This window comes from Streptomyces sp. NPDC057623, assembly GCF_042800355.1.
In the GTDB taxonomy this organism is placed as follows: Bacteria; Actinomycetota; Actinomycetes; order Streptomycetales; family Streptomycetaceae; genus Streptomyces.
Map to the genome: position 1 here is coordinate 134781 of NZ_JBHVGZ010000009.1, position 11707 is coordinate 146487.

Consider the following 11707-nt stretch of genomic DNA (forward strand, 5'->3'; position numbering starts at 1 on the left):
TCAGCTCGGTCCAGGCATGCCCATGCCTGGACCGGCCGTCGGCGTCGCGCAGGCGCCGGCGGCGCACTCCGTCAGCCACTGGTCGAAGTCGGCGTCGTAGCGGGTGCCGATGTCGGTGGCGTAGACGGCGTGTCCGCCCACGTAGTCACCGACGCGGAAGCGGGCGAGCATGCGGTGGATGTCGGCCGGGTGACGCTCGAACATGTAGCGGACGGCGAGGTAGCCCCAGGGATAGGTGCGGGTCACGTCGCTGTTGGCGTAGGTGTTCTGGAACAGCGTGCTCAGCCGGTACGTGTGCTTGCCCGCCTCCGCGACGGCCTGCTCGTCGGTGATGCCGCGGTAGCCGTAGGAGACGTACTCGGCCACTCCCTCGATCCACCAGACGTCCGGCACCGAGGTCTGCTGGGCGAAGTCGCCCTTCATGTTGTGGCGGGCGTCCAGGTAGTGCGTGTACTCGTGGTTGAGGTTCCAGATCCGGGCGGCGTGCCCGTCGTCCCGGGGCTTTTGGTACATGACCGCGAACGGTTCGTTGGCGGGGTCCGCCGGGTTCCCGGTCACGGTCATGCCGCCGTTGTCCGTGCTGATGCCGAAGATCGCCCCGGCGTAGGTGCGGTAGTCGGCGCTGCCGGCGAAGACGACGAGGTCGATGGTGGACAGGTACTGGCCGGGTATGGGGCCGTCGTCCTTGACCAGGTCGTGGACGTAGGCGTCCTGGCCGAGCACGCCGGCGCAGGCCGCGTCGAGGTCGGCCGCGGTGAGCGACTGGGCCCGGATGGTGTGGGTGGCGTCGCAGGAGTGGGTGATCGGCAGGGCGGCCCTGGTCAGTTGGCCGGTCAGGTCGCAGACGCCGTAGTACGAGCAGTTGGCGCCGTCGTAGTACTCGGCCTGCGTCGCCACCGCCACCCACAGGCCGGCCGTGGGACCGGTGATCCGCGACGCGTCCAGCAACTCTCTGGCCGGGGGCCGCACCGTGGACCGCAGCGCCGGATGCTCGACGTAACGGGCCAGGTTCATCCCGGCGTTGGACGCCAGGTACGCCCGGTCGGTGCCGAGCAGGTCGAGGTGGTCGAGCGCGAACCGGCGGAGGGTGCGGACGACGGACGGGTCCGCGGCGACGGCGGCCACGTAGTCCGCGTTCCAGTTGCCGCGCCAGAGCGGGGTGTACACCGCGTTGACGGCCGCGAGCATGCTGGGGATGGCGTCGTAGGAGTGGTCGTAGCCGTTCAACACCCGCCGGTAGACCTTGAGATAGCGGGCCTGCCGGTCGGCGCTGTCGGTGAGGACGACGACCTCGCCCAGCACGTCGCCGTTGGCCGCGGTGACGGCCCCGGAGGGCGGGCGGGCGAAGAAGGTGTCCAGGCCCCGGGTGGTGTCGCTGGCCAGGCGTGGGCCGTAGGGGCCGACGTCGGTGGGGTGGTTGAACTGCACGTAGTAGCCCGCGCGCAGGAAGAGGACGAGCTGCTGGATGCGGGCCGAGTTGTCGCCGCGGTACCGCTGTGCCGTGCGGGTGAACGCCTCGGCGACCGTGACCATCTGGGACTCGCGGAAGACGGCGCGGGCGTCCGTGCCGGTGAGCGCGAAGAGGGTGTTGACGCAGTCGGTGGTCGAGGCCTTGACGAAGGCCACGAGCGCGGCTCCGGTCCGGCCGCCGAAGTCTGCCGGAGCGCACGGGGCCGCCTTCGGGAGGGCCTGCGCGCCGGGCCGGGGTGCCGGGGCGAGGGGCGGCAGGTGGGCCGGGGTGCGCTGCCGGTCCCGGACGACGGGGTGGGCGGGGGCGTGGGCGGTCGAGCCGGTCGGGGGTGGGGGTGGTGTCCGCTTCCCGGAGGTGGTGGGGAGCGGGGCGGTCCCGGCCGCGGGTGCCGCGAGCGCGGGCGTCGACAGCAGGCCGGCGAGGGTGACGCACGCGGTGAGCGCGGCTGCCAGGTGTCCGGGCAGCACGAAGCGGTAGCGCATCTGGAGTCCTCCACGGATGGATGCGCCTCGATACGGGTGCTGAGGCGTGGGTGGACTGTCTCAGCGCTCGACCGCGCCAACAATGGCGTGTGACATAGCACATTGCGCCGACCGGCCATAAGGGCCGACGCGCCCCGGTCCCCGGCGGCTACGCCCCGCTCACGTTCCAGGTGCGGGCCGCCCAGGTCCTCAAGTGGGGGGACCGGGCGACGAGTTCGCGGTACGCGGCGGTGGCGGACTGAAGCAGTGCGTCGGCCGTCGCCTCGGTGACGACGTCACGCCGCCAGGCCAGCACATACCGGCACCACAGCGGCGTCCCGACCAGCGGTTTGACGACGACCTGCGGGATGGGCCGCGTCGTCGCCTGTACGACGGCCACGCCGAGCCCGTCGGCGATCATCCCCTGCAACTCCAGCCGGTCGCCCAGGAATTCGTGCACCGCCGACGGTGTGAAGCCGGCCGCCGCGCAGGCCGTGTGGAAGACGCCGGGCCATCCGGCCCCGTCGTCCGGCGTCAGGAACCACGCTTCCTCGGCCAGGTCCGCGAGGGCGATCTGAGCCCGGTGCGCGAGCGGATGACGGGACGGCAGGGCCACGAAGTTCGGCTCGGTGACGATCCCCCGGTGGGCCACCGCGTCCGAGTGCTCCAGCTCCCTGCCGGGGTAGTCCGCGGCGATGGCCGCGTCCACCGCGCCCTCCTCCAGCAGCTCCACGATCCGCGAGGAGGCGTACACACTGCTGACCGCGAGCGAGACGTCCGGAAGCCGGGCCCGGAGCCCCGCCATCATGCCCACGAGCATCGGCGAGTTCGTGGCCGCCACCCGCAGGGTCCGCCGCGCCGGTGTCGGCTCGGGCGACGGCCGGCGCCCGATCACGGCGGCGCGGGCCAGGACGTCACGGGCCTGGGCGACCACCTCGACGCCGTACGGAGTCGGCCGCACCCCGGTCGGTCCGCGCTCGAACAGCGGCTCGCCGAAGTGGCCTTCGATGCGCCGGAGTTGGGTGCTCACGGCGGGCTGCGAGTACCCGAGGTCCGCCGCCGCGCGGCCCACACTCCCCGCGTCAGCGATCGCGCACAGCACGCGCAGATGGCGCAGCTCCAGCTCCACCGATCACTCCCCCGTTTCACATTTCATACAAATAACCACAATATCGGTCATCCCGCCCTTCGCGTGACCCCCCTGTGCACGCTCGTCGCACCGCATGGTTAGCATATGAGCGCCTCCTAGCTCGAAAGATAGGCCCGTGACTGTCAACGACGACTCGTTCACCAACTGGAAGAACCGCGAGGAGATCGCGGAGTCGATGATCCCGCTCATCGGGAAGCTGCACCGGGAGCGGGACGTCACCGTCCTCCTCCACAGCCGCTCCCTGGTGAACAAGTCGGTGGTCAGCATCCTGAAGACGCACCGGTTCGCCCGGCAGATCGCTGGTGAGGAGCTCTCGGTCACCGAGACGCTGCCGTTCCTCCAGGCGCTCGCCGCGCTCGACCTCGGCCCGTCGCAGATCGACCTCGGCATGCTGGCCGCGACGTACAAGAGCGACGACCGCGGTCTGTCCGTGGAGGCGTTCACCGCCGAGGCCGTCGCCGGGGCCACCGGCGCCAACAAGATCGAGGGCGGCGAGGGACGCGACGTCGTCCTCTACGGCTTCGGCCGCATCGGCCGCCTCGTCGCCCGCCTGCTGATCGAGAAGTCCGGTTCGGGCAACGGCCTGCGCCTGCGGGCGATCGTCGTGCGCGGCGGCGGCCGGGCCGACGAGGATCTCGTCAAGCGCGCCTCGCTGCTGCGCCGTGACTCCATCCACGGCCAGTTCCAGGGCACGATCACCGTCGACGAGGCGAACAGCACGATCAACGCCAACGGCAACGCGATCAAGGTGATCTACGCGAACGACCCCTCCGAGATCGACTACACGGCGTACGGGATCAAGAACGCCATCCTGATCGACAACACCGGCAAGTGGCGCGACCGCGAGGGCCTGTCCGAGCACCTGCGCCCCGGCATCGACAAGGTCGTGCTGACCGCGCCGGGCAAGGGTGACGTCCCCAACATCGTGCACGGCGTCAACCACGACACGATCAAGCCGGACGAGCAGATCCTGTCCTGCGCCTCCTGCACCACCAACGCCATAGTCCCGCCGCTGAAGGCGATGGACGACGAGTTCGGTGTGCTGCGCGGCCACGTGGAGACCGTCCACTCGTTCACCAACGACCAGAACCTGCTGGACAACTACCACAAGTCCGAGCGCCGCGGCCGCAGTGCGCCGCTGAACATGGTCATCACCGAGACCGGTGCCGCCTCGGCCGTCGCCAAGGCGCTGCCCGACCTCAAGGCGAAGATCTCCGGCAGCTCGATCCGGGTCCCGGTGCCGGACGTGTCCATCGCGATCCTCAACCTCCAGCTGGGGCGTGAGACGAGCCGCGAGGAGGTCCTCGACCACCTGCGCGACGTGTCGCTGACCTCGCCGCTGCGACGCCAGATCGACTTCATCACGGCTCCCGACGCGGTCTCCAGCGACTTCATCGGCTCGCGGCACGCCTCGATCATCGACGCCGGCGCGCTCAAGGTCGACGGCGACAACGCGATCCTCTACCTCTGGTACGACAACGAGTTCGGCTACTCCTGCCAGGTCATCCGGGTCGTCCAGCACGTCTCGGGCGTCGAGTACCCGACCTTCCCGGCACCGGCGGTCTGATCCCGCCGGGCCCTCGCCGACCCGTCTGTCGGCAATGCGGTGCCGACAGGCGGGTCGGCGTCGGCTTTCCCGCCCCGTTCAGTGGCCGCGGAACGCCTCCTCCAGCCACCAGGACCCGTGATCGGCGACCACCTTGGCGTCGACCAGCAACGGCGCGGATCGCGGGCCGTCGACCCAGTCCCGCACGGCCTTGAGATCGGCCGGCGTCCGCACGGTCACCGCCTCGAAGCCATGGCCCCGGCCGACAGCGGCGATGTCCGTCGGCGGGAAGCGCACCGTGTCGAGCGGGTGCCCGCCGGGACCGAAGTGGTGCACCTCGGCGCCGTAGGCCTCGTCGTCGTACACGACGACCACCATGGGCAGCCCGAGCCGCCGTACGGTGTCCAGATCCGCGACGCTCATCAGTGCCCCGCCGTCCCCGAGCGCCGCCACGGGCAGCCGGTCCGGCCGGGCCAGCGCCGCCCCGATCGTGGTCGCCAGGCCCAGCCCGATCGACTGGAACGCCTGGGTGAAGCAGAAGCCCTGCTCGTCCGGCACCGACAGGTACGCGCTCGGGTAGCCCATGAAGTTCCCGGAGTCCACACCGACCACCCGCTCCGCGGGCAGGATGTCGTCGAGCGCGATGCTCAACGTCCGCGGGTCGATCCGCTCCCGGGTACTCGTGTCCTCGTACGGCACGTCACGCAGGCGCACACGGGCGGCGAGGCCCGCGCCTACCTCCGGGGTCCGACAGCCCTGGCGCGGTTCGTCAGCCGCCTCGGCCACCCCGCGCGCGGTGAGCAGGACGTCTCCGGTGACGCCGAGGTGCACCGGTCGGTGCGCGCCGAGTGCCGACGGGTCGTCGTCGACCTGTACGACGGGGGCGTCGGCGCCGATCAGACGGCCGTGCCGCATGGTCCACCTGTTGAGGGCGCAGCCCCAGCCGACGATCAGGTCCGCGCCCTGGATCAGTTCGCAGGCCAGGGGCGAGGCGAAGCCGCCGGAGACGTCCAGGGACCAGGGGTTGCCGTGGAAGAGCCCGCGGGCGGCGGCCGAGGTCGCCAGCAGTGCGCCGTGGTGCTCGGCGAGCCGCTCCAGGGCCTCGCGGCAGCCCTCCCCGCGTGCTCCCCGGCCGGCCACGAAGACGGGCCGTCGGGCCCGCCCGAGCAACCGGGACAACGCGGCGACGTCGTCCGCGCCCGGCTCGACCGCGTTCGGTCGCGGCGGTGGCGCCGCCTGCGCCAGAGCGCCGTCGGGCACCTCCAGCGTCTGCACCGGCAGAGGGAGGTTGAGCAGGACCGTACGCCGCTCCCGCACCGCCAGCCCGACCGCCGCACACGCCTGCTCGACCGCTTCCCGCGCCGACGTCACCCGGACCGGAACCGCGCCCACCGCACGGGCCAACGCCTCCTGGTCGACGGAGAAGTTGGACCTGGGCTCGGTCACCTCCGCCGCGAGCACGACCAGCGGCGTACGGCTCTTGGCCGCCTCCGCGATCCCGGTCATCGCGTTCGTCAGGCCGGGCCCCTGGTGCACGCTCACCACCGCCACCGTGCCGCTGGTCCGGGCGTACGCGTCGGCCATCGTCGCCGCGCCGCCCTCGTGGCGGGCGGCGACGAACCGTGCCCCCGCCTCGACCATCGCGTTCGTGACGTGGAAGTTGCCCGACCCGACCACCCCCTCGGCGCCGAAGTCCAGCACCGCCGCCGGTGCGATCAGTCTGCGGGCCGGCACCGAGGCCACGTCGGTGAGGTCCTTGCCGGTGACCCAGTGGTTCGGGGCGTCGAAGTGGGTGCCGGTGTGCTCGCCGCTGCGGAAGTTGTTCCAGTACCAGGCGGGGCCCCGGTCGTCGTACCGGCTGATCTCGTCAACTATCCGGCGCTAAAGCGCCGGGTTTGCACAACGGGCGTCACTGGCGGTGACACTGCGTTTGCGTCGAGCCCCGCCCCGCTGGCGCGGTGGTGGGGCAGGGGCCGTTGACAGGGCCCCGCGTCGCCACAACTGCCACGCACGGGCGCGGATGTTGCGGGAGCTGTTCCGGTCCGCGTGATCAACGAATCCGCAGGACCGGCATGCGAACCAGGCCTGGGACACCCGGTTCGCCCTGTCGATGTGGCCGCACTCGGCGCAGGTGCGGGAGGTGTAGGCCGGATCGACGTACACCACCGGCACTCCGGCCTTCTCGGCCTTGTACGCGATGAACGCTCCGAGCTGGGCGAAGGCCCAGCTGGAGTGGGTGGCCCGTTGGGGCTTGCGAAGCCGTACCCGTTCACGAATGCCCGTCAGTTCTTCCAGGGCGATTCCGCGACCGGTGCGTTCTGCCTCGGCCACCACATGTTTCGCGATCTTGTGGTTGATGTCCCGTGCCCGCCGTGACTCCTTGCGCCTGCGTTTCTTCAGGCGGCGCTTGGCGGACGGGGTGTCCTTCTTCTGGAGCTTGGTGCGCAGGATCCGTTCCCGGGTGCGGATGCGGTTCAGTTCGCGTCCGGCCATGATCTCGCCGTCGGAGGTGGTGGCGATGTTGACGATGCCCAGGTCGATGCCGAGGAAGTCATGCGGGTCGGGGTTCGGCGGCGCTTCGGGGACCTCGCAGGTCGCGTTCAGGAACCACATGCCGTCCCACACCAGCAGATCCGACTCGCCCTTGCGGTACAGGGCCAGCGTGGCCAGCTGCTCCGCAGAGCCGGTGAACGCCACGTCCTTGATCCGCCCGACCACGGTCCAGACCGAGACCCGCCGCCCGGCCATCTGCCAGGACAGCATCCGGTCGTCATACGGCTGCGCGCTCCCGGGCCGGAAGGCGACCGGCTTTTCGGTGGCCTTCCGGTAGCGCTTCGAGCCGGGCCTGCCCAGATTCCCCGCCTTCAGGTTCGCCTTCAGCGTGGCGTACGCGTCGCACGTCTTCTTGATCACGTGCTGGGCGGCCTGCGCCCCCAGCCTCCATCGGGCCTTGATCTCGCCGTAGGTGTGCTCACGCAGCGCGAAGTTCCGCTTCACGTCCTTCTCGAACGCCACGCCGCCGGCCCAGGTGGCCGCCTCGTTGCAGGCGCGCAGGGTCGCCTCAAGTGCCGCCGCCTGCACCGGCGTCGGCAGCAGCCTGATCTGCACCGTCAGCTTCACGATCACTCAACGTACACACATGTACGACCACCCACTGCGCGTTCCCATTCGATCACCCGACCGGGTGAAACCCGCTGCCCATGCGGCTCTACCCGGCTCCGCCGGAGACGACACCCGGCCGCCCCGCGGCCGAACACTCAGCAGCGCTACTGCGGCGCTCCGCGCCGCGACCACAAGGATGCGATTCCTCCCAGGGCTGAAGCCCTGGGGTTCCTCACAAGAACAGGCTGAAGTTCGAAGACGGCGCTCTGCCCGAACCGGGGCGGCAGCTGGATCACCGGTGTCGACGACGACAAGGGCGAGGTGAGGTCGACGACTTCGATCGATCCAGCTCGCAGAGCCGACACCAGCGCGGCAAGGACGGACGGCTCGGACATGGGCGCCTCCTCGAACGGACGGTGCTCGGACCGACAGCATCTCAGTCCTGCTCCACACCTCTTGACGCGTCAATGACAACAGTGGCTTGATGTCTCATGGGAGCGCTCCCACCTCTCAGGGAAGGGAACACCATGCGCGGCACCCGCCATTTGCCCTTACGGATCATTCCACTGCTCGCCCTGCTGGGCACCTTGCTCCTGCCCGTCGGTATGACGCTCGCACCGCGCGCCACAGCAGCCCCCGCCGCCGCTCCGGCGGCGGCCCCCGTGCGCGTCATGCCGCTGGGCGACTCGATCACCGGCTCGCCCGGCTGCTGGCGGGCGCTGCTCTGGAACCGGCTGCTGAGCGCCGGACACACGGACATCGACTTCGTCGGCACGCTCACCCACCAGGGCTGCGCCCAGGCGCACGACGGCGACAACGAAGGCCACGGTGGCGAGTTGGTGACCAACGTGGCCGACCAGAACCTGCTGCCGGGGCGGCTGGCTTCCACCCGTCCGGACATCGTTGTCATGCACTTCGGTACGAACGACGTGTGGAGCGCCGTCTCCCCCGACCGCATCCTCGCCGCCTACACCAAGCTCGTCGAGCAGATGCGGGCCGGCAACCCGGACATGAAGATCCTGGTCGCGCAGCTCATCCCCATGAACCCGAGCCAGTGCGCCGCCTGCGCCCAGCGCGTCGTCGACCTCAACGCACAGATCCCCGGCTGGGCCAGGGGGATGAGCAGCGCTCGCTCCCCGGTCACCGTGGTCGACCAGTGGACGGGCTTCGACACGGCCACCGACACCTACGACGGCGTGCACCCCGGCGCCACCGGCGACGAGAAGATCGCCGCCCGCTGGTATCCGGCCCTGGCCGCGCTCCTCGACGCGGACCCGGGGGATCCCGGAGACCCCGGCGACCCCCCTGCGTGCGCCGCGTCCTTCCGCGCCGTCTCCTCCTGGCAGGGCGGCTACCAGGGTGAGGTGACGGTGACCAACGCGTCCGCCTCCGCCGTCTCGGGCTGGACCGCGACGGTCGTACCGGCGGACGGAGCCCGCCTCACCCAGCTCTGGAACGGCACCCTCAGCACCGGCGCCGACGGCACCGCGACCGTCACCAACGTGGCGTGGAACGGCACGTTGGCCCCCGGCGCGAGCGCGAGCTTCGGCTTCGTCGCCAGTACCCCGGCAACGAGCGGGCCCCCGTCGGCGACTGTCACGTGCACGGCGCGCGCCGCGTCATCCTGACGCACCGTCACCCCATCCCACCCTACGGAGCCGCCATGAGATCCCGTACCCGCACCACCCCACGAGTGGCCGCCGTCGTGGCCGCCCTGCTGGGCCTGCTCGTCCCGCTGCTCTCCTTCGCCACCCCCGCCCAGGCAGCGGCCACCGGACTGCACATCCAGAACGGACGGCTGCTGGAGGCGTCCGGGAACGACTTCGTGATGCGTGGCGTCAACCACGCCCACACCTGGTACCCGGGCGAGACGCAGTCGCTGGCCGACGTCAAGGCGCTGGGTTCCAACACCGTCCGCGTCGTCCTCTCCGACGGCCACCGGTGGACCAGGAACAGCGCCGAGGACGTGGCCGCCGTCATCGCGCGGTGCAAGGCCAACCGGCTCATCTGCGTGCTGGAGGTGCACGACACCACCGGCTACGGGGAGGAGGCCGCGGCCGGGACCCTCGACCACGCGGCCGACTACTGGATCGGCCTGAAGGACGTGCTCACCGGCCAGGAGAACCACGTCATCATCAACATCGGCAACGAGCCGTGGGGCAACACCAACCCCGCCGGCTGGACCGATCCCACGATCGCGGCCGTCAAGAAGCTGCGCGGCGCCGGCTTCGCCCACACGATCATGGTGGACGCGCCCAACTGGGGCCAGGACTGGCAGGGCGTCATGCGCGCCAACGCCCGGACCGTCTACGACGCCGACCCGACCGGCAACCTGATCTTCTCGATCCACATGTACAGCGTCTACGACACCGCGCAGGAGATCACGGACTATCTGAACGCGTTCGTCAACGCCGGACTGCCCCTGCTCATCGGCGAGTTCGGAGGCCCGCCGGACCAGTACGGCGACCCCGACGAGGACACCATGATGGCCGTCGCCCAGCAGCTCCGGCTCGGTTACCTGGCCTGGTCCTGGAGCGGCAACACCGACCCGATCCTCGACCTGGCGATCGACTTCGACCCGGCGCGGCTCAGCTCCTGGGGCCAGCGGATCTTCCACGGCGCGAACGGCATCGCCGCCACGTCCGAAGAGGCCGACATCTACTCCTCCTCCGGCGGCGACACCACTCCCCCGACCACCCCGGGGACGCCGACCGCCTCCGCCGTGACGTCCTCGTCCGTGACCCTGAACTGGGCCGCCGCCACCGACGCGGGCGGCGTCACCGGCTACGACGTGGTCCGCGTCGCCGGCGGGAGCGAGACGGCCGCCACCACGACGACCGGCACCTCCGCCACCGTCACCGGCCTCGCCCCGGAGACCTCCTACACCTTCGCCGTGTACGCGCGCGACGCCGCCGGCAACCGCTCGCCGCGCTCGGCCACGGTGGCCGTCACCACGTCGTCCGGCGGTTCGTCGGCGATGTGCCAGGTCGCCTACCGGGTGAGCAACGAGTGGCCCGGCGGCTTCCAGGGCGAGGTCGTCATCCGCAACACCGGCAGTTCGGCGATCAACGGCTGGACGCTGCGCTGGACCTTCCCGGACAGCCAGCGCGTCAGCAATCTGTGGGGCGGCACCGCGACGCAGAGCGGCGCCCAGGTGAGCGTCGCCTCCGCGGCGTACACGGCGACGATCGCCCCGGCCGGCTCGGTCACCCTGGGCTTCACGGCCTCGAAGGGCGGCACGAACCCGAGCCCCGCGGCCTTCACGCTCAACGACTCCGCCTGCTCGCCGGCCTGACGACCGGCCTGCCCTTCCTCGGCGTCCTGGCAGGTCAGGGCGCCGAGGAAGGGACAAACCCGCGACACAGGACCGTGACAGGAACCACACAGAGCGTGCTCACGGCGGCGATCGGCGCGCCGTGTCCGATGTGGCCGACCGCTCGCACCCGCCTGCGCCGCTGACGCGGGTGCGGTCATGAGTGCGTCGACGGAGGGAACCCGAAGGGGCGCGGAGGCGTTCTCTTCTGGTGACGGGGTGCGTCGGCTCGACCGCCGACGACAGGAACGGGGATGAACACGATGAGCGACAAGGCCAGAAAGCTGTTCGAGGCGCTCGACCTCGACGAGAACGGGACCCTGACCCGCGCGGAGGTGATCATCGCGCTGCGGTCGAAGGGCCCGTCGCTGGCCGCCTCGGGAGATCTGCCGCTCTGGGCCCTGGGAGACGAGGACGCCTCCTCCGCGCTCTTCGACGCCGCCGACCAGAACGGGGACGAGATGCTGACCCTGGACGAGTTCGCGGCGGTGGTGGACCGCCGATTCGGCTGGAAGTGACGCCGGTCTGACGCCTGCCGGGGTCCGCGGCCGCGTCGGTTTCTCGATCTGAGCCTTCATGACCCGGGCCGCATCACGATCCAATGTTGTGCACTTTCTTGACTGCGGTAATAAGAGAGCCTACCTTCACGGTGTCCTTCCCCCGG

At 70.8% G+C, this 11707-nt stretch carries 8 protein-coding genes and 1 pseudogene; 4 read left to right on the forward strand and 5 right to left on the reverse strand.

Annotated features, from left to right (window positions below; genetic code table 11):
- Complete coding sequence (locus ACFU95_RS12635; protein WP_383825831.1) at nt 1-1953, reverse strand: collagenase; 1953 nt, start codon at nt 1951-1953, stop codon at nt 1-3.
- 148 nt (nt 1954-2101) lie between these two features.
- Nucleotides 2102-3061 carry a LysR family transcriptional regulator gene (locus tag ACFU95_RS12640; protein WP_383825833.1) on the reverse strand — a complete coding sequence of 320 codons (960 nt, stop codon included), beginning with the start codon at nt 3059-3061 and terminating at the stop codon, nt 2102-2104.
- A gap of 136 nt (nt 3062-3197) precedes the next feature.
- Between ACFU95_RS12640 and ACFU95_RS12645 the strand changes: the two genes are divergently transcribed.
- A complete protein-coding gene (locus ACFU95_RS12645; protein ID WP_383825836.1) occupies nt 3198-4649 on the forward strand; it encodes a glyceraldehyde-3-phosphate dehydrogenase in 1452 nt (483 codons plus the stop codon).
- Nucleotides 4650-4727: 78 nt separating this feature from the next.
- On the opposite strand, the gene ACFU95_RS12650 is transcribed toward ACFU95_RS12645, so the two are convergent.
- The 3 genes and pseudogenes from ACFU95_RS12650 to ACFU95_RS12660 form a co-directional block, all read right to left on the reverse strand.
- A complete protein-coding gene (locus tag ACFU95_RS12650; RefSeq protein WP_383826067.1) occupies nt 4728-6503 on the reverse strand; it encodes a thiamine pyrophosphate-binding protein in 1776 nt (591 codons plus the stop codon).
- Nucleotides 6504-6509: 6 nt separating this feature from the next.
- Complete coding sequence (locus tag ACFU95_RS12655; protein ID WP_383825839.1) at nt 6510-7748, reverse strand: RNA-guided endonuclease InsQ/TnpB family protein; 1239 nt, start codon at nt 7746-7748, stop codon at nt 6510-6512.
- 221 nt (nt 7749-7969) lie between these two features.
- A pseudogene (locus ACFU95_RS12660) lies at nt 7970-8125 on the reverse strand (cyclase family protein); the annotation flags it as partial.
- A 132-nt stretch (nt 8126-8257) separates the two neighbouring features.
- On the opposite strand from ACFU95_RS12660, the gene ACFU95_RS12665 reads away from it, so the two are divergent.
- The 3 genes from ACFU95_RS12665 (at nt 8258) to ACFU95_RS12675 (ending at nt 11561) form a co-directional block, all read left to right on the forward strand.
- A complete protein-coding gene (locus ACFU95_RS12665; RefSeq protein WP_383825841.1) occupies nt 8258-9358 on the forward strand; it encodes a cellulose binding domain-containing protein in 1101 nt (366 codons plus the stop codon).
- A gap of 35 nt (nt 9359-9393) precedes the next feature.
- A complete protein-coding gene (locus tag ACFU95_RS12670) occupies nt 9394-11025 on the forward strand; it encodes a cellulase family glycosylhydrolase (protein WP_383825844.1) in 1632 nt (543 codons plus the stop codon).
- 281 nt (nt 11026-11306) lie between these two features.
- On the forward strand, nt 11307-11561 hold the full coding sequence (locus ACFU95_RS12675) for an EF-hand domain-containing protein (protein WP_383826070.1): 255 nt from the start codon (nt 11307-11309) through the stop codon (nt 11559-11561).
- Nucleotides 11562-11707: the final 146 nt, after the last annotated feature.

Coding starts and splice junctions, on each gene's coding strand:
- ACFU95_RS12635 (WP_383825831.1), bottom strand. CDS start 1,953: ATGCGCTACCGCTTCGTGCTGCCCGGACACCTGGCAGCCGCGCTCACC.
- ACFU95_RS12675 (WP_383826070.1), top strand. CDS start 11,307: ATGAGCGACAAGGCCAGAAAGCTGTTCGAGGCGCTCGACCTCGACGAG.
- ACFU95_RS12670 (WP_383825844.1), top strand. CDS start 9,394: ATGAGATCCCGTACCCGCACCACCCCACGAGTGGCCGCCGTCGTGGCC.
- ACFU95_RS12665 (WP_383825841.1), top strand. CDS start 8,258: ATGCGCGGCACCCGCCATTTGCCCTTACGGATCATTCCACTGCTCGCC.